This window comes from Paenibacillus sp. P4_E11 (genome assembly GCF_056401635.1).
The window spans coordinates 53,981-77,884 of sequence record NZ_JBFUIX010000022.1; the positions used below are offsets into that span (position 1 = coordinate 53,981).

The following is a 23,904-nucleotide window of genomic DNA, read 5'->3' on the forward strand; positions in this document are numbered from 1 at the left end:
TTTGATTTTGGCTGGCTGACATCCGGCGGAACACTCAATTATTAGAGTGACCCGTTGTCGACTGTATTTTATCACACCCATGAAACTAGGAACAGACGGACTCCAATTGTCTGATATGGTGAACTATTCATGTCGAATCAAATAAAGCTGGATATCGACGTAGAGCAACGGTTCCGCGATGAAGTGGAGCCACTTGCAGCTGGACTACGTATACAATGTATCCGCCTGACCGGTAACGAATGGAATGCCGATGATTTGGTGCAGGAGACGTTGATGAAAGCTTATCGAGCCTTGTTGAACGATGCTTCCCGACCCGTGACCCGGGCTTTCCTGTATACGATTGCCAAGCGCACCTGGATCGATATGTTCCGCAGATCGCGGCTTCCGGTTTCTTCAGTGCTTCCGGACTCGACTATGATCGGGATCGAGACGAATCGTTCGCTTCCGGAAGGATTGGAGCTCAGAGAGGCGCTGGAAACCGTACTGCACCGGCTTCCGGCCAGACAAGCTACAGTTTTGCTGCTGATGGATGTGTACGCTTTCACGGCCAAAGAAACCGCCAAGCGGATCGACGCTTCCGAAGGGGCCGTTACGATGGCGCTCAGCCGGGCCCGGGCGAATGTGAGACAACTACTGGCCGATGGAGCTCATGAGACTGTGCTGCCTCGGTCTGTAATTGCTTCCGCAGGATCTGCAGCTAACCAGGGGTTCATCCAATCGTTAGTTCGCGCCTTCGAACGACATGACCCCGATCGTATGATTCGGGCGTATTTGCAGCTCGGAAGCTCGGGCTTGGCAATCAGCAGGATAGGCAAAGTTGGAGAGGTGTTACAGTTCGTCATTCGTGATCCGAATGGCATCGAGATTATGATTTATACGAAACGATAATATATTTTTGGCGTGACCGTTAGGATCGTCTGCAATTGTGCGTTTAGTAGAAGGAGTAATCAAAATTTGAATGGAAGGAGAATGTATGTGAATTCCACATTTACAAGCATCGGCACAGTCCGGATTCCTGTATCCGATGTAACCAAGTCTGTGAAGTGGTACCGAGAACGACTCGGATTGACACTGATTCGTTCGGACGACCACGAGGCAGAGTTGAACGTCTACGGGGGTGGAACAACCGTCACACTTTACAAGGAAGTGCCGACTCAACCACTTGGGGTTCTGGATGATGAGGGGTGGACGACGGTATTCAACCTACGCACACTTGATCCCGCTGCGACACGGTCCTTGTTGAATGACAGAGGGTGTGAGACCTACGCTTGGCTGGAAGGCAAGTATGTGACGATCTTTCAGATCAATGATCCTGATGGAAATCGGCTAGGGCTTTGCTATGAACGCCTGGCATCGCCATATTACCGTGAGACGCCATGGAGAACAACTCTGCTGGACGGTGTGAATGCACTGTTCGTACCGGTGTGCGATTTGGAACAGTCGCTCGAATGGTACACGAATATGCTGGGCTTCACCGTGACGAACCGTTGGAACAACGGAGCGGATCTACGGCTGGGTGAAGAAGAGACACTGCTGACCCTACTCGTGTATGGGGATTCGGCGCAAGTGTATGCTGAGAAGGGCGGAGTTTCCAAACGAGCTTACTTCTGCATGCTGACAGACGACTTGCAGGAGACGCACCGGCAGCTGCGCGAACGGAATGGCCGTCCAACCGATATTGTGACGACGAGGCATCAATTGTCTTGTGAAATAACAGATCCGAGTGGTATCCGTATAGCCATCGCTTCTCGTGTGCCGGTCATGGCTTAATTATAACGGAAAAGGAATGGTGTGGATTCGATGAGCATCGGCGTTCTAGGAGAAAAGCCAGGCGTTACGTTGCATGTGAGAGACGTGAAGCGTGCCGCTGCATGGTATAGGGAACATCTAGGGATGACGGAAGGTCCAACCGATGGCAAGTATTATGCGGAGTTGCATGCGAATGGCAAGTTTCTGTTCCATCTAATCCATGCAGAAGATGCTGCTCCGTTGGCGCATCCGACGATCCAATTGCAATCTGATGATATAGAGCGTACGCATGCAGCGTTGACTGCGGCGGCTGTACAGGTTACACCCATCCATTGGAACACCGATAACGCCGGGTTTACTTTTTACGGACGGGGACGGCAACATCATGGGGATGGGGCAGCATTTCGAGTATCGGATCAAGGAGTTACCGGAGTTAAGGTTGGCAGGCGTATGTATCGATGGGGATCGTGGTTCAGCTGAAACGTGGATGCAGAACATACAACAGGTCGAGCAAGAGATCCCGCGAGGCAGTCGAAACAGATTGGTCGTCGTGAGTGATGATCGTGCGGAACCGCAAGTGTTCATTGGGTATCACTTAGCAGGTGCGGATGAGAAATGGCCGCAAGCCTTCGACCTGCTCGTCGTTCCTGCTCAGCGATATGGGCTGAAATGGCACTATGGAGCTGCTTTGGACACTTGCACAACGTACGAGGTACTCGACCGCTGCTTAGCCGATCAAGGCTGGTCCGCACATGACAAGCTGCGAATAGAGTTTCATCGTCGGCCATTCCGTTGGGAAGAGACGGAAGCTGATTTGTATACCAACATTGAAGGAGATGGCAAACATGACTGAACAATCCATGGCAAGCAGTCCACGCCAAGCCGAACCCGTACGTCTGGAGAAGCTGGCAGAAATGAAGATGGTCGGGTTCCCGCTCATCGTATCGTTCAAGGATGGTGATTTCAGCAAGATCGGGAAGACCAAGCAATTGTTCATGGAACGTAAGGATGAGATTCAACATGTGATAGACCCGGAGACGTATTGGGCACCATGGTATAGCTGCGAAACGATGTTTACATACTTTTACTGTATGCAGGTTCAAGAATTGTCTGATATTCCGGAGGGAATGATGGGTTTCACAATAGCAGAGTCCACTTGCGCAGCGGTATATTATGATGGACTGCATCCGATGAACCCTGATCCGTACGAATCGCTTGCCCAATACAGGAAAGAGAACGGGCTTGCTATTCATGAGAAGAAAATGATACTGGAGAAATATCGGTTCGACAAAGTGTGCACGCCTCAAGAATGGGTTACAGTGGACGTGTATGGACCTGTAAAAGAATAGTTGGTGCTGAATAGAAAGCCGGACTTTCCTTGTTCATGCAAGGGAGTTCCGGCTTTCAACATGGTCGGATGGTGTTATCGCAATGGCGCTGTGGTGTGGCCAACGAACAATTCGCCTTGTATTCGAGTATGCTCGAATGGGAGGGTAGGATTCGATAGCCGCCACAGCATACGGTCGGCAGCGCGGTAGCCTGTCTCTCTGATCGAGAGGAGCGGTCGGGTGAACAGGGGAAGAGAATCATGCTGCTCATGCAAAAAGCCAATGAAGGAAACGTGCTCGGGAACTTTCAATTGCAGCTCCGCGCATATGGTGAGTACATCCACGACTTCCCCGTGGATGCCGCAAATAATCGCGCTGGGTGCATGTTGCACGATCTTACTGCGCATATCCTCGATCCATTGGGAGCGGTTCGATCGTTCGCCGATTGAATGAGCGACCGGATCAACAGCGGTTCCGAAATCCCGCATTGCTTGCTGGAAAGCTTGCCAGCGCAAGATGAACCCGCGTTGTCCATAAGTATCTCCCACATACATCAACTTACGGTGTCCGATACTTCGGAGGTAATCGACGGCTTGGTACGTCGCTTCATAGATGTCCCAGATGACGCTATCCACGCGGGTACCTGAATGTGGAAAATTGAGCAGAATCTTAGGCACAGGCAGTCGAAGAAGGTGCTGCTCCCATGCTCTGGGGACGATGCTAGGCGCTATGAATATACCGTCGGCAAACTCGATGCCATTCTGTTCGATCCACCCTGACATCGCGGGCTCGCGTATCGACTCGGGTAATCGAACTAACTCGACCTGATGACCGAATGACTCGAAACGTTCGTGCAGTCCTTGGAGTAGCAGACGGTTATAGCTGACGGACTGTTGAGTCTGAACGAGCAGGAATCGTCGGCGTTCGTTCGGATAGGGTGCGATGAATTCCGCTCGCATGCTGCGAATTTGGTCATTGGTGAAGTAGCCGAGTTGCTCGGCCGTCTGCATGATGAGCTTCCGCGTAGATTCGGCCATGCCGGGCTTGCCTTTAATCGCTTTGGAGACGGTCTGGACCGTCAAGCCGAGCTCACGTGCTATCGTCTGTTGCGTAATCGTCTTGCGAATGGGCATGATGAACTACCTCGTTATGTTACTTGGATTCGTAATCCTATCGTACCATGAATCTGTTTTTAACTTAAACAAAAATTAAACTAGTTCAGGTCGCCATACTTCCTATAATGAGGGTATACACATTGTTTGGAGGCGATTAATCAAATGTCACAGCAAGTTAAGCGTACGATTAGCGTATCATCGGAGCTTCCAGTCTCCTATACGCCGGATGTAGTTGTCCTAGGGGGCGGCGCATCGGGTATTGCAGCTGCTATTGCTGCTGCCCGTAACGGCGCAGATACGCTGCTCATCGAGCAACGGGGTTATTTAGGCGGTATGGGGACGGCGGCATTAGTGCCAGCCTTCTGCCCTTATACGGACGGCAAGAAGCCGGTCATTCGTGGCATTGGGCTGGATCTGTTGGAGAAGATGAAACAAGCTTCGGGTGAGACGTTCTTGAGTCTCTATAAGGAGCGGTTGGATTGGGTGCCGATCGATGTAGAGACGTTGAAGCGGGTGTATGACGAAGAAGTGTTAGCCAGCGGAGCTAAGGTTCTGTTCCATACGATCGCGGATCAAGTGCTGCTGGATGGCGACCGTATTACGGGTCTAGTTATCAGCAACAAGACCGGTCGCTCGGTCGTACAAGCGAAGCTGTACATCGACGCTTCGGGCGATGCTGACTTGGCTGCGCTGAGCGGTGTGCCGTTCCAAGTCGGAGGAGAGCAGGGGGAGCTGCAGCCTGGGACGATGTGCTATATCGTGGCGGGGGCGGATAAAGCCAAGTTCGTTAAGTATTTGCAGGAGACCGGACAGAACGGACAGCTGGAGCAGACCGTGATCGAAGCGCAGAAGAACGGTGATCTTCCCGAGGGCCGCAAGCGAATATCAGGGATAGCTTGGGTAAGCGACACGATCGCTGGCTTCAACTTCGGGCACGTCTTCGGCATCGACGGGACGAAGGCGGAAGATTTGACCCGCGCTGCGATTGAAGGACGCCAGTTGATCCTCAGGCAAATCCAGTTCTTGCGTAAGTATGTAGGCGGCTTCGAGCACATCCATCTCGTGCACTCCGGCGATCAGATTGGAATCCGTGAAACCCGCCGTATTGCTGGCGATTATACACTCGTTGTGGAAGACTTCTTGACCATGCGTACGTTCGAAGACGACATTGCCCGCAACTCGTACTTCATCGACATTCATCTGGCCAATTCCAGCAGCACGATGGTCGTCAAGCATTTGCCTAAGGGCGAATCACATGGCGTTCCTTACCGTTGCATGCTGCCGCAAGGCAAGTCGAACCTGATCGTAGCGGGACGTTCCGTCTCGTCCGACCGCCCGGTGCAAGGCTCGCTGCGCGTCATGCCGAACTGCTTCGCTATGGGCCAGGCGGCCGGTACGGCGGCCGCGATGGCCAGCATCGCTGGAAGCGGCTTCCGCGAGGTGCCGGTGCCGGAGCTGCAGCGGAAGCTTATCGAGCAGGGAGCGTGGCTGGGCGAGCATCCAGGCCGTGCAAGTGCTGTGGCGCTTGTAGGGGCAGGAGCCGCCGTACAATACGACGATGAGGCGTAGCTTTAATTCGTCGTATTGCGGCTCAGGGAGTGACTTTGAACAAGTTAAGCGAACTTTTCCACGAAGGACCTCTGAAGCGAATCTGCTGCAGAGGTTTTTCGTTTTCTTTCACTCTACAATGGATTTTATGGATACAACCGCGACGCATAGAAGGCGTACATGGAAGTGTACCGGTTGATGAGGTAAAATATTTACAATACACGGCGCGAGATAATCGATACAATTCGAATAAACAGGTGATGGGAGGGCGAGGTATCGTGGTTACAGCCGATGAAGCGCGTCAGGTTGCGCTATCCATGCCGGAGGCAGAGGAACATGATCATTGGGGGAAGCCGTCATTCCGGGTCAGGAATAAAATTTTTGCCGTAATTCAGGAAGACGGGGTATCGCTTGTTGTGAAGTGTACGAGGGATGACAGGGCGGCTTACACGACGCTGGACCCCGATGTGTACAGCGTACCTACGAGCTTCTCCAATCTGAATTACATGGTCGTCCGTATGGACTTGATCCCGTGGGAGGAACTTCAGGGTATCATAATCCAAGCTTGGCGCTGCGTCTCGCCTAAACGATTGATTGCCGCTTATGATGCGGCGGCTTCGGCTAACTATACCGATTGACCGATCCGAACGGCATCGTCGGTCCCGAGACGCTCGGCAACACCTCAGTCGGCATTCATCTGAAGGTGGACGATGCCGATCAGCTCTATAATCAGACTGTCGCCGCAGGTGCGGTAGTTGTGTCGCCAATGGCCGATCAGTTCTTCAGTGAACGGGCGGGTTCTGTGAAGGATCCGTTCGGTCACCACTGGCTGATCATGACTACCATCGAGGATATATCCCCGGAGGAAATGCAGAAGCGCTATTCAGCGATTCATGAACAGTGAGGTCGCGGCTTCATCGTGGTATAATGGTATTGATGTATGGAAGATGAGGTGATGTGACGCCATGAAGAAGAACAAGCAATCTTTTACCCCGAAGCCCAAATCAGAATCCGACGACAAGGCTACAACGTTAAAGGATTTGTTGAAACCAGAAGTGCTGAGCAAGCTAAAGGCACAGGCGGACGGAATGAAGGCGGAGGAAGCGAAACGCAAGGAAGATATTCGCATAGCAGCGGATGAAGCCCGTAGGGCAGAACTGAAGCGGCTGGAGAACGATTTTGAGCATTTACTCAATAACAGCAATGGCAAGGACTGGAGTAAGTATAAGTAATGTCGGATGTCAAGAACATATTCGTACAAGAAGCCGCTTATTGCGGCTTTTTTCAAATTAACGATATAGGACAAGAACTCTTGAAAATTAATAGGATTGGAGACATTTGACTGTGATTAGAAAAAATTTTTTGGGTAAAGAGTTTGAGGTAGATTGTGTTGGCTGCTCCATAGTAGAAGGAACATTTGAAACCCCAGGAGGGTTTATTTTTCAATCTAACCATTTCCTTTTGCATCAAGATCCAGAAATACCAATTGAAGGATTTTTTTGCATCTCATCCAAAAGACATTTTAAGTTTTATTATGAAATGAATTCAGATGAACAAAAAGAACTAAGTACCTTGATTTTTCGCGCTAGGGAGATAGCTTGCAAAATTAATCCCTCTATTGAATACTCAATCATTTTCGAAGAACGTTCGAAGCACTTTCATATATGGTTGTTTCCAAGATTAGAATGGATGAATGAATTTCCTAATTCACTTTCATCAATTAGAGATGTAATGAATTATTCAAGAAGCAATCACACAAGTTCAGACCATATATCAAAGATTCTAAATGTCGTTGAGAGAGCCAAAGAAATTGTTAAAGATTTTTAAGGTGTTCAAATAAAGATGAATAGAGTGAGATGGATTACGACAACTGCTACGACACTTTATGTCGTAGCAGTTGTTTTACAATTAGGGGGCGATACATTTACAAGAAGAAAAGAGGGTCATGTCCAATGGCAAAAACCAAACGTGGACGCATACTCTGGAGTCTACCTTCGCGTGGACGAGGTACTTGTCCGATCTGCAGCGCTACAAGAATCAAGCTGCTGTATCCGCGTGCAAGAACTGAAGGGACACCTGTGAAGGTGTGCAAGCGTTGCGCCCATGCTCCACAGACTAAAGTCGACGCGATTACCGGTTCCTGATTGACGGTGCTTGTTGATCATCTCGTGTGGTTCAAGTCACACAGATGCATGAACGGCACCTTTTCTCTGTATACCCTTATCGCTTATAATCGCAACATACGATGGCATCGGTTCAATAAGAGAAGGGAGTTCGATTCGCTTGAGTAACATGCATCGAATTCATTGGTTTGATACTCAGGTTAGAGCGGGCAACTACCCGAACAGTAACCATCTGGCGGAGCAGTTCGAGATCTCGAAGCGTCAGGCCCAACGCGACCTGGAGTATATGTCGACATCGCTGCGTGCTCCACTGCTCTATGTGTCTGGTAAACGCGGCTACTGCTATGAGGACGTCACCTATGTGCTGCCCCACCTCTACATAACGGAAGAAGAGAAGAAGGTGCTGCAATTTCTCGCCTATCGGTACCGTCAATATAAACACGATCATGCCGATTCCATTCATCGAATTGCGGATTTGCTGGAGCGGTTTACAAAGGATCAGCAGGTGGACGACCGTACTCGGTTGCCAGTATTTCACGCGAATCCGAAGCTGATGCAACACGTCCAACTGCTGTCGAATGCGATTGAACAGCGGTTCGTCGTMCTGATTACGTACCGGGAATCCACAGAAGAAGATGAGTTCCAGCAGCTGCGGGTACATCCGTATACCCTGATTGCGCACTATTATGATGATTCAGTTCTGGCTTTCTGTGAACAACGCAATGTACAACGTGCGTTTCGCCTGGATCGAATATCAAGCGTTACCGTAACGGACTGCGTATTCGAGAAGGAATCGATCGAGGCAGCAGGCGTGTTGGTGAATTATTCGCAACCTCGCAGAAAGCCGTTTACAGCCAAGATACGGCTGCAGAATCGAGTAGAAGGGCCGAGTTGGCACGGATATTCCATTCGGCCAGGAGCTCAAGCGGATGTATATGAGATCGAGTTTTATGAGGCGGATACGTTTGTGCAGCAACTGTTCGTCGCGGAATGGGAGCAGTTGCTTTCCCCAAAATGGCTGATCGAGAAGCTCCGGCAACACAGCAGCAGTATGGTCCGCCGTCTAACTGCGCATCAGGAAGGAGGGGGACGGAATGTCGAGCGTCCGATTGGATAATATCCAGATGAAGCGGGAATCCAAGTCGTTTACAGACAGCTTGTATGCGGTGCTTACAGCAGCGAACCGGTTCGAAGGCCCGAAGTATATGTTATCTGTTTTGAGCGGAATGGCTTTCAAATTCACCGTACACGAACGGCTGCTGTCCATGTCTGTATCGGCATACGGGCAGTGGGGGCAGGAACATCGGCCGGCAATCGATAATCTAGGCGTACTAACCGAGTGGGATGGAGGACGAACCCGACACCCGACGTTCAGCTACTACCAGAAGGAAGCCATACAATGGATTAAGCACTCTCTGGATCAAGGCGTTGGAGTGATTTACTGGATCCCGGAGTTCGGTGTCATTCACGGGTATGATGATGAGGATCAAGTATTGTTCGTCCAGGATGGTAAATCGCCGGAGTCTACTATCGTCCTGTATGACAATCTAGGGGTCAACACGACCCCGTTCTGGTATGTGCAGACGGTAGGAGAACGCGTTGCCGTAGATAAGGCCGATATGGTGCTGGAATCACTTCGGCTGGCTATTCATGATTGGGATACCCCTCACAAAACATTACCGAATGTAGATATCGCCTCCGGCAAGCTGGCTTACGATTTCTTGATTCGGGGGCTTGCGAAAGGGGATTATGATGATGGAGGGGCTGTGTATATATTGGCCTCCTACGTGTATTCCCGTCGAGAGATCATTAGTTATCTTAGCGAAGTTCGGCATCTATGGCCGGAGCTTAACGAAGCTTACGCAACATATGGAGCGTTATCAGAGCTCTTAACAGGAATCGAGAGTTGTCTGGATACGAATAACGGGGTTCGGCGTGTTCAACCTTCGTATAAGAAATCGCTCTGTGAGCTTTTAGGAAAAGCACAATCGTTGGAGCATCAGGCAGTCGGTTATTTCCGTATGGTATCCAACCGGTATCCAGACTTGAAGCGATCGACAGTACCAAGGTGGGGGGTTCATACGCCCAAATAAGGAGTGTGACACGATGGGGAACGCGGCTAAGAGAAAGCAGTTGGCTGATTTGCGCCTTACAGTGGAGTCAAGGTCTTACGTAGATGCTATGCAAAGTATTATGAAACATCAGGGATGGACGGATCATCCGAAGTATATGCTCAGTGGAATGACGGCGTTGGGGTTTCGTTTCACCGTTCATCGACAATTAAGAGGCGACTCACCTACCGCCTACAATTGGATGGCAGATCATTTCCTGGCTGGCGATTTTATCGGGGTTACTTCCTCACAAGGTGCAGGCTTCAACTTCGACCCGACATTCCCCTTATACCAGCGACATGCCATAGAGCGGATCAAACAATCCATTGACCTTGGAACGGGTGCAGTCTTTTGGAAAGACGGCTTTGTGATCGCGATCGGATACGACGACGAAGCTGAGGTTCTCCTCTATTCGGATGGACAACGCGATGAGCCGAACACACTGCCCTACCGCGAATTCGGTTGCAACGCATCACCGTATTGGTACTATCAAGTGCTGGAGAGCAAGGTTGCACTAGTGGAGACTGACATCTATAAGGAATCGTATATGCAGGCCGTGCATAAATGGCGGTCGCACGATCCGCTGCTTCCAGAAGCGGAATATGCATGTGGCAAGCTGGCTTACGATGCGGTCATCCAGGCATTGCAGAAGGGTGTATTTGATCAGGCAGGGGCATGGGAAATCGTAGTCTGTCATGCGGCAGCAAGAAGAGATGTTGCGTTGTATGCGGAAACAGTTCGGCTGCATTGGCCGGAAAGCTCAGATGTAGCCTCTGCCTACGGAGCGTTGGCGCGTGTGTGTCAGCGCATGGTGCAAATAGCCGACGAGTCAGGGAAATCGAATCGGCTGATAGGGGCTGAGCTGACAGTGGACTTGGTCGTGCTGTTCCGGGAAGCGAAGGAGCTGGAGGAACAAGCGATCCAGGTGATTGAACGGTTGATGAGGGAAACGATCGATAATCGATTTCACGATATTGCGCTGCGATGAGCTGTTCGATCAGTTACAGTTACAAGAGACAGAAGTGTTACAAATCAATCTTGTCCCGTGATCGTGATACGGGGCTTTTTTGTAGTGTGGGGATTAATGGATATAGGAACACTTGTGCGAAAAGGGAGAATAAGGTAACATCTGATTAAGGAATATAGTAGCAGATTGCCACACAAAGAAAGGATAAAGATTATGTCCACGCCTATACTTGAAACAAATAGACTTCTGATCCGACCATACACAGAACATGACACAGAAGCCCTGTTCCCCATCCTGTCCGATCCATTGACGATGGCGTTCTGGCCTGCTCCATTCACAAGAGAGCAAACCGAGAGCTGGCTGCAACGAAGCATTCGATCGTATGAAAGCATGGATTTGGAAGATGGGGCGTGGAACTTAAAGCGAACAACATATTGATAGGCGATGTAGGCATCTTATTGGCAGAGATCGATGGGATACTCGAGCATGATTTGGGCTACATCATTCATTCTCCACACTGGAACCACGCTTATGCCACAGAAGCCGTTCAGGCTTGCCTGGACTATGGAATCGAACAATTCGGGCTGTTCCGCTTGTGCGCCAACATGCCGCAACACCATACGGCGTCTCGTAGAATAGCAGAGAAGATCGGCATGCGCTTCGAGAAGTCGTTTGAAAACCGCCGCAACCGGAACATCCTAACCTGCTTGTATGCAATGAATGTGAAGAAATAGCTGGGAATTGGTCGATGAGTGTCAGAAAAGAAACCGCGCTGGCATCCCATACATAGGGACGGTAATAGGATAGAGCGAGGTGTAACGATTGTCGGACATGATCGGGAACGCAGCAAATCGTATGGCTCTGGATGATTTGCAGGATGAAGAGCTTGTTCAGCAGGCGCGTTGCGGGGATTCGGCTGCCTTCAATGAGCTTGTTAGTCGGCATCGGGTGAAGGCCTTCACTTGGGCAACGCGAATATCCAGAGATCCTCATTTGGCGGAGGATATCGTGCAGGAAGCGCTGATCCGAGCCTTTCTCCATCTGGGCACATTGGTGCAAGATCAACGGTTCCTGGGGTGGCTGAAGGGCATTGTACGCAATCAGGCGCTGATGAAGCTGCGAAGAGGTGGGCCTCATGCCAAAGAAATGCCTATGTCTTCGTATCAGCTGCCAACTGTGAGACAAGTTGCGGTGGATCCCTATAACCTGGAGAGCATCATGGACTATTTGTTGACCAGAACGATAGCGAATGCAGCTACCCGTGATCCGTCTGATCCACAGCTGTTGATGGACCGGGAGGATTGGTATCGAATGGTGAAGGGATTGCTTCAATGCTTGTCTCCCCGAGACAAGAGTATCTTCGAAGCGCATTTCTTCCACGATTGTTCCCCTGACGAGATTGCCGAGCTATTCCAGATCAGCAAGGGCAACGTGTACAAGATCATTTCCCGATCCCGGCTTAAAATTCAGCAACAACGTCTTGCTTCCCTGATCCGTACCCATATCGAACAGCGAAAGGAAGACGGTTTCATGCCAACTCGGACATTGGATAGACATTTACTGATGAATGCTGGAGGATCTCTACTGTCGGGAACCGAAACGTTATACCGATTTATTAAGGTGAGGTTCCCCAGCTACACACTCCCCTATGTGGAGGGCTTTATGCTTAGTGCTTTTATACTGAACATTGAGAAGAAACGAGTGGACATGTCCAGCACCAATATGATCGATCGCAACTATCTCATTTATAACGGAATAATCAATTTGGGGCTTGAAGTTCGTTACGTGGAGGCATTTGATTTCGAACCGCCAGATGCTCAGTTAATGACAGAAGCGATCCATCTCGTTCAGCAGTCAATTGATCGAGGGATGCCAGCTATGGTTTGGGAGCTCCTGCGCAAGGAATTCGGCTTGATCTATGGCTACGACGATGACTTGCAGCAGTTCCAAGGAATCGATACACAGTCCGATGAAGCGGTGCCTTATGACAGGTTGGGTCGGTTGCAGACCCGTTCGCTCTTCGTTCTCGGGTTCCAGCATGAGGCGGCAATCTCCCCATCGGATGCGCTATGGCGGTTTTGTAAGATGATTAGTCGGCACGCGCGAGGCGGAGATCTGACCTTCACGGGATATGTGAACGGGTTGGCGGCATATGACACATGGATCGAAGTGTTCCGCAATCGGGCTATTGAACCCTTGGGTCACGCTTATACAATTAGTGTAGTGTTGCAGGCGCGTGAGCATGCGGTAAAGTTTCTGACGGAGATGATCCAGCTCTGGGAAGGGCGTACGGAAGAGTCGCGGAGCGATATTTGTGGATATCTGCAAGAAGCAGCATCATGCTATGCCCGTTCCGTAGACGCTTTGACCGCACTTGGACGAATGTTCCCGGCCCCAACAGGCGGAGAGCCTAACGATCCGGCTGTCATAGACGAGGCGATTGCGCTGTTGCAGAACGTAAGAGCAGCAGAAGAGGCAGGGGTGGAAGCGTTCGAACGACTGATGACGTACTTGCAAGATGAAGCGCCTCGCACGCATGTCCCGCCACTAGTTGAGAATCCGCCTCGGGCGTATGTGATGTGAAGGTTTTCCAATTGAGAGGAGCTGTCTATTTGAATCTTGCCAACAAGATTACAATTGCACGAATCGGATTAATTCCTTTATTTCTGTTATTCATGCATCCGTTTCCTATCTGGGCGAGCTCAGGATACAACTATGGCATGATATTGGCTGCGGCGCTGTTCCTGATCGCGGCCGCGACGGACAAGCTGGATGGCTATGTGGCTCGGAAATACAACCAGATCACGAATCTGGGCAAACTGTTAGATCCCTTAGCCGATAAATTACTAATCGCAGCTGCGCTGATTATGCTAGTGCAGGAACACCAGGTGTCCACATGGATTGCTTTTGTCATCATCGGTCGTGAAATTGTAGTTACAATGGTCCGCTTAGTGGCCACGGCCAAAGGGATCATATTGGCAGCGGATCGATACGGAAAGGTCAAGCTGGTTGTACAGGTAGCTGCTATCACTGCAGCGCTTCTGGATAACTATCCGTTCAAGCTGATCACCAGCTTCCCGATTGACGATGTACTGATGCTTGCAGCAGCTGGGTTGACGCTCTACTCTGGATACAATTATTTGCGATTATCTTATAAAAGCTTGATTTGAAGGGGGTGTGAAATAGATGCGAGTTACTGAGCTGGATGAGATGAAACTGATCGGACTCCGTGTGGTATGCCCTGGGGATCAATACGTAGTTGAAATTCCGAATGCCTCGCTTAGATTGATAGAAAGGCTGGAAGAAATTCACCATCTGATCACTCCAATCCGTTCTGTCGGGGCTTATGTAGTAGGAGATTATTCCGAAGAAGAGGACGGATACTGGGTCTGCGTGGAAGTATCGGAGCACACTCGGATTCCGGAAGGAATGGTTGCATTAACGGTTCCGCCTCAGGAGTATGCTGTCATCCGACACGTAGGACCGAATACCGGGATTTGGCAAACGTACGAAGTGCTGCATAAGTGGATGGAAAAGCAAGGGTACGGACGCAATCTTCGAGCTTGGCATTTGGAGATCTCGGACTATATGGGAAACAGCCGGCCAGAAGAGCTCGTTGTTGAGTTGTATGATACTATTGGATAATAGGGGCTAAGAGTAGGAGGCCAAGTTGATGAAGCAGATTGAGCAAATCAACAAGAACACATGGCGAATACCGTTAAGTCTACCGAATCAAAGCGATGTATTTGCGTATGTGATCAAAGGAAGGTTCGCGACGCTTATCGACTGCGGCCATCCATCCAGCAAGTCACAAGCTGATTTACGGTCAGGATTGGCAGCAGTCGGACTAGCCTTATCAGATATTAAGAAAGTCATCCTGACCCATCGTCATATTGACCATCTCGGAGCACTAGTAAGTGTGGAGGGTGGTCTGGAACACGCTGAAATCGTAGCTCACGAAGGGCCGACACAGCCGATTGTGAACCTGGACTCTATCGACCAAGTAATCCGATATGTTCCTGATAATTCGATCCAATTGGTGATGGACGAAGCAGCCATTCAACACTTGAAAGTTTACTACGCTTTTCACCAACCGCTTCGGATCGATTCTATCGTTAGGCACGGCGATACAATCTCCATAGGAGACGATGAGTTGGAAGTCATGCACACGCCAGGTCATAGCCCAGATCATATCTCTCTATTGCACAAGAAGACAGCGACTTTATTCGGCGGGGATTTGCTGCTTCAGAACGGACCTCCGGCGATTAACGATCTGGATGCCTACATTCGCTCTATGGAGTTTCTCCATGAGGTGGTTCCCCTACAATGTGTGCTTCCAGGGCATGGACTGGTAATCGAGGATCATAAGAGGGTCATTGCTAATATACGGGATAGAATTGAGATGACCGATCAGAAAATCGTCGAGGCCATACTTCAAGGGGCTGTAACTCCCTATGAGATTGCCTTATATTTTACAGGCGGGAAAATTCATCGTGGGATTAAGTTTTTTCTCGAAGTCATACTCGTCCATCTTGAACAGCTAAGCAAACGGAACAAGGTTGAACTTTTCATGAATAACTACAAGATCGAGAAAGTTACTAGTAGACCAACTGAAGGAGGCATCCATAGATGAGCGTCCATTTCATGCAATACACAACGAAGGAATCGTTCGAAGTCATCGGTATGGCGTGTCCATTGACTCCCGTAGATGCGCCGAAAGTATGGCATGATTTCATCCAGCACGTCCCTAGAATTGAAGGGAGAGTCAACTCGACTGAATCCATGGGAGTCTGCGATGAGCGCAACAAACGGTATATTGCTTGCGTAGAAGTTGAAGCTGGAACGGAAGCACCTCCAGGGTTGATCCGATTTACTGTGCCTGCTAACGAATACGTAGTGTTCCAGCATCGAGGATCGATTCTGGGAATCGGTGAAACGTTATGTGAGATTGGCAGTTGGTTAACCGAGCACGGCTACAAGGAAACGAACAAGCCGCCTTTCTTCGAACTGTACGATGAACATTACAAGGGTGAAGCTGAAGACAGTGAGTTTGATCTTTATATCTCATTGGAAAAGAAGGTTGTATAACACATCAGGAGGTTAGGACCCAACATGGCAACTATTGAAGATTTTCACAAGCTAGACATTCGGATCGGCACAATAGTACATGCAGAGCCATTCCCGAAAGCGCGCAAGCCGGCTTACAAGCTTACGATCGACTTTGGTGAATTGGGAATCAAATATTCCTCGGCCCAAATAACACATAGGTATGAGCCATCGGTACTTGTGGGCCGACAGGTGGCAGCCGTCGTCAATTTCCCGCCACGTTCCATTGCAGGATTCAAATCCGAAGTACTTGTCCTCGGCGGAACACCGGAAGAGGGCGATGTCGTGCTGCTCAGGCCGGATGAGCCCGTATTAAACGGTACTCCAGTCGCTTAATCTAAGGGAACCAGACGTCTGCCAATCGGCGGATTCCTTCTGTGATCTGATCGTACGAGAGACCAACGTAGCCCAGCAAGAAGGAAGAAGACGATTCCATGGACGTGCCATTGTGTGAATCATTCGGACATGATAGTCTGACACCGGGTGTAGCCTGACTCGTGCCTCTGCCGCAAGGTGTACAAGAGCTTCCTGCTGCAGGGTATGGGAGACATGGAGAATGGCATGCAGGCCGGATGCCGCACCTGAGATTCGGACTCGATTGCCTAGAATATGCTGGACGTTGCCGAGCAACGTCTCCCTCTTGTGCCGATACACTTTGCGCATACTGCGCACATCCCGTTCGAACCGAAATACCAAAGCCTTATTCAGAATGGTTTTTATATAAAGTATACCGGGTTCGTATTGTATGAGTACTATAAGAAGTGAATGTGGTTACAGCCTCGTACCAAGTAAGACGTTCTTAGGAAGTGAAAAGTTTATGTCGCCAATCGGGCTTTCCGGTATTCCCGGGGGGCGGTGCCAATGACCTTTGTGAACATTTTGGAAAAGACGAGCGGATCGTCATAACCGATAGAACGGGCTACGTCACCGACGGTCAGCGCAAGGTCGGCAAGTAGCTCGCATGCCCGCTCCATGCGGAAGTTGACCAAATATTCCTGTGGAGACACGTGGGCCACATCTTTGAATACGGCGCAAAAATAACTGCGATTAAGGCCGATATAGTTCGCCAGCTCCTGAATTGTCATTTTGCGGCTATAGTTTTTTTCGATGTATTCGATGGACGCTTTGACGTACAGTTGCTTCTGATCAGCGGTATTGACCGTACGTTCGCCAGCCGTGTATTCCGTCAGATGGGAGAAAAAGTAATACAGGCCGCTGAGCAACCGTAACTCTCGTCCGTGGGACAACTTCTTCGCTTCCTCCAGCATGGCGAAGCAATCGATCATGCCGCTCTCTTCCTTCAATGTGAATATTGGCACATCACCCGTTACATTTGCATACCGTAAATTCGATTCCGCCTTTAAGCCATCGAAGCCGACCCAGGAATAGCTCCATGGGTCTATTTGATCCGCCTGATAGTAGGTGACGACACCGGGACATATCAAGAAGCCCTGCCCTTGGCGAAGCGTATACACCGAGTTGCCCGTTCGGAAGATCCCTTGGCCGCTCCTCACATAATGAATGAGGTAATTATCCCGGACGGCCGGACCATAAGCGTGTCCAGGAGTACAGTCTTCCGAACCGGAGTAGTAGAAAACAAGGTCGGAATGGTTATGTTTGCCGCCAGTTAACGTTATTGCCATCTTACACAACCTCCCGAATTTCATTCGAACACCTCACATTATGACATATTCATCCCACACTATTCCATTCTTTTCTTTTCTGAAACGACTATGCTAGAGATAGCTTTCATCATCTGTTTTCCTACAAACAAGGAGGTAGTCGTTGTGAAAAAAATAGCATTTATTGGGGCTGGTAGTTTCGGATTTACGAGAGGACTCGTCCGGGACATTTTATCGTATCCCGCACTTGCGGACAGTACGATTGCGCTGATGGACATCGATGGCGAGCGGTTGTCATACATCAAGAAAGCAGTGGACAAAATTGTCGCAGCCGGCGGTTATCCGGCCACGGTAGTCGCTACTCAGGATCGCGCTGAAGCACTGAAGGACGCGGACGGTGTCGTATGTACGATTCTTGCGAGCCATGTGGACGTTTGGCAGCACGATATAGAAATTCCGAAGCGGTACGGCGTTGACATCAATGTTGGGGATACGCGTGGTCCGGCAGGTATTTTTCGAGCACTGCGCACCATCCCTGCGATGCTCGACATTTGCCGCGACATCGAGAAGTATTGCCCGGATGCTGTATTTCTGAATTACACGAACCCGATGACGATGCTGTGCAGTGCCATGCAGAACTACACGAGCGTCAACGTCGTGGGATTGTGCCACAGCGTGCAGGGCACCGCCGGTATGTTAGCCCGCTGGATCGGCGCGCCGATGGAAGAAGTCACCTATCTATGCGGGGGTATTAACCACCAAGCCTGGTTCCTCGAATACAAGTGGAACGGCAAGGATGCGATCCCACTTATTCGCGACGCCATTACGGGAAGACCCGAAATCTATAATGAGGAGCATGTACGCAACGAAATGTTCCTGCATCTCGACTATTATGTCACGGAATCGAGCGGCCACAATTCCGAATACAACGCCTGGTTCCGCAAACGGCCGGATTTGATCGAGAAATATTGTACCCACGGGACGAACTGGAATCCCGGAGAACACGCCTACATATTGAAATCGTATCGGAACCGCCAGACGTCGTGGCAGGATGAGATCGTGAAGTGGCTCGATCAGGAGTCGATCGATTTGAAACGGGGACACGAGTATGCGGCGAATATATTTAACGCGATGCTCGGAGATGGTACGATGTTCAAATTTTACGGCAACGTACGCAATCAAGGTTATATTCGTAACTTGCCAGAGAACGTTTGCGTTGAAGTGCCGATCCTTGCTTCCAAGAGCGGACTTGAGCCCATTCATGTTGGATCTTTGCCACCACAGCTGGCGATACTTAATACGCTTAATGCCCAGTGCGAACAGCTCGCGGTGGAAGGCTCGATGAGCGGGGATCCGCGCCAAATTTTCCACGCAATCTGCCACGATCCACTGACATCGGCGGTGCTGAGTTTGGACGAAATCAAGAAGATGACGGACGAGATGTTCGCGGTCAACCGTGATCATTTGCCGCAATTCAAACACTTGACGTAGCAATTGTATACCACCTAAGCACGGTTGTGCGCACTGATGACTGCGGTTACAATGAAGATACAATTGAACGTATAAACCCACCTCTAGGTTAGCGCCGAAGGTGGGTTTTGCTCATGTGAAATGGAGAAAATAACGGAAATGATAAAAAAGAACAAAAACAAACCGTATCCATCTTGATACAATAGCTGTGAAAGTGTCAAACCTATCAATCAGGTAGCTAGGAGGATGTTTGCTTGGATAAAGACGCACTGAAAAAGGTTGTAGCAGCAGACGGGGAAGGGGAGAGTTATAAGCCTCAGTCGGTTCCAGTCCCACTGAAGCTGATTCATGGTGTTAATCGAACGAATGCAGCACAGCAGGAACAAGTAGAACAGATTGCTGCTAAACTTACTGTACCGCCTGTGGTGTTCGATGGAGGCGATGTGGATACGACATTAGAACAGCATGATGATGCCGTTGCGTGGTTCCGCAGTCACATGGGTTGGAAGATCGCCCAGCAAGAAAATTGGAAGCCGGGACCAGAAGCGGTGATCGGGAAAAAAACCCATATGGGCTGGGGCGTATGGATTCAATCCGGGGTTACCGCCGATGGATTGCCGTCACCAGCCGCTAATCGTGAAACGAACGACTCGAATATTCGTTGGTGTTGGAGAGTGAAGGATTTAGGCAGTCAATATGCCCAGTTCCAAGCGTCGGATATTCGGGTGTCGGAGATGTATAAGGATCTACTTGGGCGTGAATCGTTTGATTTCTGGGCAGTGGACGGGGCTATGCGATTGACTGCGGTAGAAGATGCAGCGCTCCAGGATGATGGCTTTGCCGATACAAGTGTGTTTCGCATTCGGGTGAAGCATTTGCAGCGTTCAATCGAGTGGTATCAACACTATATAGGCATGGAGCTGCAACTCGAACGTTCGGTGGACGGTTATGCGGTCATGACACTAGGTGTCAACTATGAGGAAGGACGCTCACAATGGGTGCTTGAAGAAGATCCAGCTATGCCGGTCACCGGCCCGATAGACGGATTGTTCCGGCCAAGGTGTTTTGTTGGTAGCCGCGAAGCCTTTTTCAAGTATCATAAAGACTTATCGGAGAGCGGCGCACCTGTTTCTGCAATAGGCGGATTTACGACAAGAGGGCTTGTATTTTTCCATGTGTACGATCCGGACGGGAATCGGTTTGACTTGAGCAGTTTTTAGCAAATTGACACACCGATGTGAAAATGGTATAACCTGTATCAGACGAATATTTCACAAAAAGCGATGATGGGAATCAGTAGCAGACGACATCCCGAGTACCAGAGAGCCGGCGGTTGGTGCAAGCCGGTACGGGACGAACGCGAATTACAGCCCGGAGCATGTTGATCCGAACCCGCTAACACTGCGGAAGGACAAGACGGTAATCGGCCGTTATCCGATACGAGTGGAAGATGCCGATTGTGCGTCTTCAAATTAGGGTGGTACCGCGATGACTCGTCCCTGTCTATGACAGGGGCGGGTCTTTTTTGGTTCTGCAAGACTACATTCCAACTATAAGGAGAGAGTAACTTGACGAATTTATTAGAAGATTTGGAATACCGCGGGCTCGTGTACCAGATGACGAACCGTGAGGGGCTTGCGAAGAAGCTGGACAACGAACGCGTTGTTATGTACTGCGGCTTCGATCCAACAGCAGACAGCTTGCATATCGGCAGCCTGTTGCCGATCTYGATCTTGCGCCGCTTCCAACTGGCCGGGCACACGTCGATTGCCTTAGTCGGCGGCGGTACCGGACTAATCGGCGACCCGAGCGGTCGATCCACGGAGCGCTCACTGAATACGTCCGATACGGTCGCTCAATGGACGGAGAGCTTGAAGCGGCAGCTGTCGCGTTTCTTGGAGTTCGACTCGTCCGACAATCCAGCCAAGCTCGTTAGTAACTATGATTGGCTCGCACCATTGGACGCGATTTCGTTCCTGCGGGATGTAGGCAAGAACTTCACGGTTAATTACATGCTCGGCAAAGACTCGGTCGATTCGCGTCTCGCGAACGGGATCTCCTTCACCGAATTCAGCTACATGATCTTGCAAGCTTACGACTTCCACAAGCTGAATGTGGAGCACAACTGCTCCTTACAAGTTGGCGGCAGCGATCAGTGGGGCAACATTACAGCTGGTCTAGACCTGATCGGCAAGATGGGCGGCAATGAGGCGTATGGCATGACGATGCCGCTCGTCACGAAGAGTGACGGGAAGAAGTTCGGCAAGTCCGAATCCGGTGCGATCTGGTTGGATCGGAACAAGACGTCCGCGTACCAGTTCTATCAGTTCTGGATCAATACCGATGACAATGATGTGGTCAAGTTCCTCAAGTTCTTCACTTTCCTATCGCGCGAGCAGATCGAGGAGCTGGAGGCAGAGCTCAAGGAACGTCCCGAGAAGCGCGTCGCTCAGCGGGAACTGGCTCGTGAAGTAACTCGGCTTGTACACGGGGCGGAAGCGGTCGAAAGCGCGGAGAAGATCACGCAGGCGTTGTTCTCCGGCGATGTCACGCAGTTGAGCGAAGTCGAGCTGATCGAAGCCCTACAGGACATGCCGACAACAGTGCTCGATGGAGGGCAAGAGACTGGCTTGATCGATCTGTTGGTAGCAGCTCAGGCAGCCCCTTCGCGCAGACAAGCGAAGCAGGATATCGAGAGCGGAGCCGTCTACGTGAACGGGGAGAAGCAGACAGGCACCGACACCGTTATCGGTGAAGGGCAGCGGCTTCATGGCAAGTACATCGTGCTTCGGCGTGGGAAGAAAAATTACTACCTTATTCGCTTCGAGTAAGGGTTTGGGCAATATGTGAGGAGTAGCGTGGGGATGAGACTGTAGATTCATTGTTGATTGAAGCAAAAACGGCCGTTCCAAGTGAAAAAGGACCCTTAGTCATCCCCGCAAAGTGAAGCCAAGCTCTGTAGTTAATTCCAAGTACTTTGCGGGGGCCCCAGGGCTTAAACATCTTGTTTGAACCTCCTATGACTGTATAAGGGATTTAGCGGTTGGAGGTTCAAGCCAAAACTCGCCAGGTTCACTTTCTACTCCTTATGTCCACAATGAATCGACAGCCTCAAAAATCGGCTTGCAGCACGAGAATGGCCAGCTGCAGGGGTTGTAAGCCGAGATATCTCTTGTCCGCAATGAATCGACAGCCTCAATATCCGTGCTACAGATGTCTCGACGAGACCATCGACGTGATAAACGTAATATGGACATGTGTATAAACACAAAGATAAAACCTGGTGGGAAACGAGATAATCCTACTTGAGATCAGGAATCTGAGAAATAGAGGAACTGCGTTCTCTTATTTATCAGATTAACCCCAAACTTCTAGTAATAGAGGAACTCTGTTCTCGTATTTCAGATGAAAAAGGGGTTTAACCTACATATCGTGGGAATAGAAGAACTCAGTTCCTCTATTTCCGCATAAGAAGGCATTGGTTGGCAAATAAGGGAACACAGTTCTCTTATTGCCAACTTCATTGAAATTACCCACACTATCCACTTTTTTCTAACGTTTATTTCATCCTTCCAGCACCGAATACGATAACGTATTGATCTAAAWCTCTTACAGCAAACTCTTTCCACTCCATATCTCCTTGGTCCTCTAACATAATCTCATAATGTATGATTGCTCCATTGCTCCTAAATTCACTTAATAAATGTTCAATCTTATCATAGTCTGTGTATGCATATGAATCCCAAGCTGTATAAGGACCTTCCCAATTATTTGGATATTTTGTTTTCATCGCTTTCTTATTGGGCTGAACATCATCCTGAGATTCTGCTTGTTGTAATATAAACCCAAGCTTGGGTTCTTCTCGCTCTGCATGTCCCCATCCGTCCACTTTGCAACCAAGTATATTCTTATAGTACTCCCTCGATTTCTGTAAATCTGAAACTAATCTCACTTGATTCATTGCATACACCCTTTCATTTTTTCGATAGGGTAATCCTCTACGCTTCCGCATTGTAAAGACCTACCGGTAGTCATGAGTGATATCCGGGCCGAGCTGGTAAGGAATGAAAACCTCAATACGGTCCTCATGCACCACTTCCAAATGATAGGCATTTGGTTGGCCAGGATCGATCTTCAGGAAGCCGAACTGTCTCCCCAGCCAACGGTATTTGAACGTATACTCCTTCCGAAAGTCGGTGCGTGTACGGTCAAACGAGAAAACAGCATAGCGATGTGCAGGAATGGTGAACGCCACCAGATTCGCCGGAGGATTCGAGAGGGGAGCCGCCACCTCATTGCATGCGAATAAGGTTTGACTCTCGACATCCTCATAGACGGGTAGGATCGGATTGACATAGAATGTCTCCGATAGGATCCCAGGTAACTCCGCTAGCTGTTGCTCAAGTTCAGCAGCAGCATTCACCAAATCCGGCTCGGGTGAGGTGATGTCTACCGTTACCTGCAGCCCTATTACATGAATGTCCGGTCTTTCGACATATGTATATTTCGCAAGCTTGTCGATGGACGGCGCGGGAATCATCTCTAGATCATTTACTCCGAACAAGCCAGTCCAGACGCCGAATTCGTTGCCGTCCGGGTCGCGGAAGGTGAACCAGTGCGTATTGGCTACGGCTTCGAGATCCAAAGGGTCCGCATCTGTGCCCAGCTCTACTAAATGCTTGTACAATCCAGCGGTATCCTTGACGTGAAGGTTAGTCCGGCCGGTTCCGGCTTTCTCTGCGTTTTTATTGATCCAGCATATGCG

General features: G+C 49.9%; 28 protein-coding genes, 1 pseudogene and 1 other annotated feature. Of the genes and pseudogenes, 24 read left to right on the plus strand and 5 right to left on the minus strand.

Annotated elements, in window-relative coordinates:
• Window positions 1-129 precede the first annotated feature (129 nt).
• The 5 genes from AC1DWB_RS11345 (at window position 130) to AC1DWB_RS11365 (ending at window position 3,098) form a co-directional block, all read left to right on the plus strand.
• Window positions 130-888: a sigma-70 family RNA polymerase sigma factor gene (locus AC1DWB_RS11345; RefSeq protein WP_477541170.1), complete on the plus strand. Its 759-nt coding sequence runs from the start codon at window positions 130-132 to the stop codon at window positions 886-888.
• Window positions 889-975: 87 nt separating this feature from the next.
• Entirely contained in the window at window positions 976-1,770 is a 795-nt protein-coding gene (locus AC1DWB_RS11350; RefSeq protein WP_477541171.1) for a VOC family protein, read from the plus strand.
• A gap of 30 nt (window positions 1,771-1,800) precedes the next feature.
• On the plus strand, window positions 1,801-2,229 hold the full coding sequence (locus tag AC1DWB_RS11355; RefSeq protein ID WP_477541172.1) for a VOC family protein: 429 nt from the start codon (window positions 1,801-1,803) through the stop codon (window positions 2,227-2,229).
• A gap of 7 nt (window positions 2,230-2,236) precedes the next feature.
• Window positions 2,237-2,602, plus strand: a complete 366-nt coding sequence (locus AC1DWB_RS11360) for a hypothetical protein (RefSeq protein ID WP_477541173.1) — start codon at window positions 2,237-2,239, stop codon at window positions 2,600-2,602.
• Window positions 2,595-3,098, plus strand: a complete 504-nt coding sequence (locus tag AC1DWB_RS11365) for a GyrI-like domain-containing protein (protein ID WP_477541174.1) — start codon at window positions 2,595-2,597, stop codon at window positions 3,096-3,098. Before AC1DWB_RS11360 ends, AC1DWB_RS11365 begins: the two co-directional genes overlap by 8 nt.
• Before the next feature lie 74 nt (window positions 3,099-3,172).
• Here AC1DWB_RS11365 and AC1DWB_RS11370 read toward each other — a convergent pair whose 3' ends face one another.
• Window positions 3,173-4,210 carry a LacI family DNA-binding transcriptional regulator gene (locus AC1DWB_RS11370; protein ID WP_477541175.1) on the minus strand — a complete coding sequence of 346 codons (1,038 nt, stop codon included), beginning with the start codon at window positions 4,208-4,210 and terminating at the stop codon, window positions 3,173-3,175.
• A 144-nt stretch (window positions 4,211-4,354) separates the two neighbouring features.
• On the opposite strand from AC1DWB_RS11370, the gene AC1DWB_RS11375 reads away from it, so the two are divergent.
• From AC1DWB_RS11375 to csaA, 16 genes and pseudogenes are all read left to right on the plus strand, one after another.
• Entirely contained in the window at window positions 4,355-5,761 is a 1,407-nt protein-coding gene (locus tag AC1DWB_RS11375; protein WP_477541176.1) for an FAD-dependent oxidoreductase, read from the plus strand.
• Window positions 5,762-6,018: 257 nt separating this feature from the next.
• A complete protein-coding gene (locus AC1DWB_RS11380) occupies window positions 6,019-6,378 on the plus strand; it encodes an MmcQ/YjbR family DNA-binding protein (protein WP_477541177.1) in 360 nt (119 codons plus the stop codon).
• On the plus strand, window positions 6,375-6,644 hold the full coding sequence (locus AC1DWB_RS11385; protein ID WP_477541178.1) for a VOC family protein: 270 nt from the start codon (window positions 6,375-6,377) through the stop codon (window positions 6,642-6,644). The genes AC1DWB_RS11380 and AC1DWB_RS11385 overlap by 4 nt, the downstream gene beginning before the upstream one ends.
• A 61-nt stretch (window positions 6,645-6,705) precedes the next feature.
• Window positions 6,706-6,972 carry a YqkE family protein gene (locus AC1DWB_RS11390; protein WP_477541179.1) on the plus strand — a complete coding sequence of 89 codons (267 nt, stop codon included), beginning with the start codon at window positions 6,706-6,708 and terminating at the stop codon, window positions 6,970-6,972.
• Window positions 6,973-7,084: 112 nt separating this feature from the next.
• Window positions 7,085-7,567, plus strand: a complete 483-nt coding sequence (locus AC1DWB_RS11395) for an HIT family protein (RefSeq protein ID WP_477541180.1) — start codon at window positions 7,085-7,087, stop codon at window positions 7,565-7,567.
• Window positions 7,568-7,692: 125 nt separating this feature from the next.
• Window positions 7,693-7,884 carry a hypothetical protein gene (locus AC1DWB_RS11400; RefSeq protein ID WP_477541181.1) on the plus strand — a complete coding sequence of 64 codons (192 nt, stop codon included), beginning with the start codon at window positions 7,693-7,695 and terminating at the stop codon, window positions 7,882-7,884.
• 148 nt (window positions 7,885-8,032) lie between these two features.
• On the plus strand, window positions 8,033-8,980 hold the full coding sequence (locus AC1DWB_RS11405; RefSeq protein WP_477541196.1) for a helix-turn-helix transcriptional regulator: 948 nt from the start codon (window positions 8,033-8,035) through the stop codon (window positions 8,978-8,980).
• Window positions 8,958-9,956: a hypothetical protein gene (locus AC1DWB_RS11410; RefSeq protein WP_477541182.1), complete on the plus strand. Its 999-nt coding sequence runs from the start codon at window positions 8,958-8,960 to the stop codon at window positions 9,954-9,956. Before AC1DWB_RS11405 ends, AC1DWB_RS11410 begins: the two co-directional genes overlap by 23 nt.
• Window positions 9,957-9,969: 13 nt before the next feature.
• Complete coding sequence (locus AC1DWB_RS11415) at window positions 9,970-10,962, plus strand: hypothetical protein (protein ID WP_477541183.1); 993 nt, start codon at window positions 9,970-9,972, stop codon at window positions 10,960-10,962.
• A gap of 192 nt (window positions 10,963-11,154) precedes the next feature.
• Window positions 11,155-11,675 (plus strand): annotated as a pseudogene (locus tag AC1DWB_RS11420) (GNAT family N-acetyltransferase).
• A gap of 97 nt (window positions 11,676-11,772) precedes the next feature.
• Window positions 11,773-13,524: an RNA polymerase sigma factor gene (locus AC1DWB_RS11425; RefSeq protein WP_477541197.1), complete on the plus strand. Its 1,752-nt coding sequence runs from the start codon at window positions 11,773-11,775 to the stop codon at window positions 13,522-13,524.
• Between the two features lie 29 nt (window positions 13,525-13,553).
• Window positions 13,554-14,111: a CDP-diacylglycerol--glycerol-3-phosphate 3-phosphatidyltransferase gene (gene pgsA, locus AC1DWB_RS11430; RefSeq protein WP_477541184.1), complete on the plus strand. Its 558-nt coding sequence runs from the start codon at window positions 13,554-13,556 to the stop codon at window positions 14,109-14,111.
• A gap of 16 nt (window positions 14,112-14,127) precedes the next feature.
• Window positions 14,128-14,586, plus strand: coding sequence for a GyrI-like domain-containing protein (locus AC1DWB_RS11435; protein ID WP_477541185.1), 459 nt, complete (start codon window positions 14,128-14,130; stop codon window positions 14,584-14,586).
• A gap of 28 nt (window positions 14,587-14,614) precedes the next feature.
• Window positions 14,615-15,574 (plus strand): MBL fold metallo-hydrolase, encoded by a 960-nt coding sequence (locus tag AC1DWB_RS11440; RefSeq protein WP_477541186.1) that lies wholly within the window; start codon window positions 14,615-14,617, stop codon window positions 15,572-15,574.
• Window positions 15,571-16,029: a GyrI-like domain-containing protein gene (locus AC1DWB_RS11445; protein WP_477541187.1), complete on the plus strand. Its 459-nt coding sequence runs from the start codon at window positions 15,571-15,573 to the stop codon at window positions 16,027-16,029. The genes AC1DWB_RS11440 and AC1DWB_RS11445 overlap by 4 nt, the downstream gene beginning before the upstream one ends.
• A gap of 24 nt (window positions 16,030-16,053) precedes the next feature.
• Window positions 16,054-16,383: a chaperone CsaA gene (gene csaA, locus AC1DWB_RS11450; RefSeq protein WP_477541188.1), complete on the plus strand. Its 330-nt coding sequence runs from the start codon at window positions 16,054-16,056 to the stop codon at window positions 16,381-16,383.
• On the opposite strand, the gene AC1DWB_RS11455 is transcribed toward csaA, so the two are convergent.
• On the minus strand, window positions 16,360-16,710 hold the full coding sequence (locus AC1DWB_RS11455) for a hypothetical protein (protein WP_477541189.1): 351 nt from the start codon (window positions 16,708-16,710) through the stop codon (window positions 16,360-16,362). The two genes, csaA and AC1DWB_RS11455, sit on opposite strands and share 24 nt — an antisense overlap.
• Window positions 16,711-16,862: 152 nt before the next feature.
• On the minus strand, window positions 16,863-17,690 hold the full coding sequence (locus AC1DWB_RS11460; protein WP_477541190.1) for an AraC family transcriptional regulator: 828 nt from the start codon (window positions 17,688-17,690) through the stop codon (window positions 16,863-16,865).
• Window positions 17,691-17,834: 144 nt separating this feature from the next.
• Here AC1DWB_RS11460 and melA point away from each other — a divergent pair, with 144 nt between their 5' ends.
• The 3 genes from melA (at window position 17,835) to tyrS (ending at window position 21,970) form a co-directional block, all read left to right on the plus strand.
• The gene (gene melA, locus AC1DWB_RS11465; protein WP_477541191.1) at window positions 17,835-19,160 is read left to right on the plus strand and encodes an alpha-galactosidase; all 1,326 of its coding nucleotides are present in this window, start codon (window positions 17,835-17,837) and stop codon (window positions 19,158-19,160) included.
• 233 nt (window positions 19,161-19,393) lie between these two features.
• Entirely contained in the window at window positions 19,394-20,359 is a 966-nt protein-coding gene (locus AC1DWB_RS11470) for a VOC family protein (RefSeq protein WP_477541192.1), read from the plus strand.
• 54 nt (window positions 20,360-20,413) lie between these two features.
• Window positions 20,414-20,643, plus strand: a binding site (T-box leader).
• 64 nt (window positions 20,644-20,707) lie between these two features.
• Complete coding sequence (gene tyrS, locus AC1DWB_RS11475; RefSeq protein WP_477541193.1) at window positions 20,708-21,970, plus strand: tyrosine--tRNA ligase; 1,263 nt, start codon at window positions 20,708-20,710, stop codon at window positions 21,968-21,970.
• Between the two features lie 728 nt (window positions 21,971-22,698).
• On the opposite strand, the gene AC1DWB_RS11480 is transcribed toward tyrS, so the two are convergent.
• Window positions 22,699-23,100, minus strand: a complete 402-nt coding sequence (locus AC1DWB_RS11480; protein ID WP_477541194.1) for a VOC family protein — start codon at window positions 23,098-23,100, stop codon at window positions 22,699-22,701.
• A 60-nt stretch (window positions 23,101-23,160) separates the two neighbouring features.
• On the minus strand, window positions 23,161-23,904 hold a 744-nt coding region (locus AC1DWB_RS11485; protein ID WP_477541195.1), incomplete at its 5' end, for a GyrI-like domain-containing protein.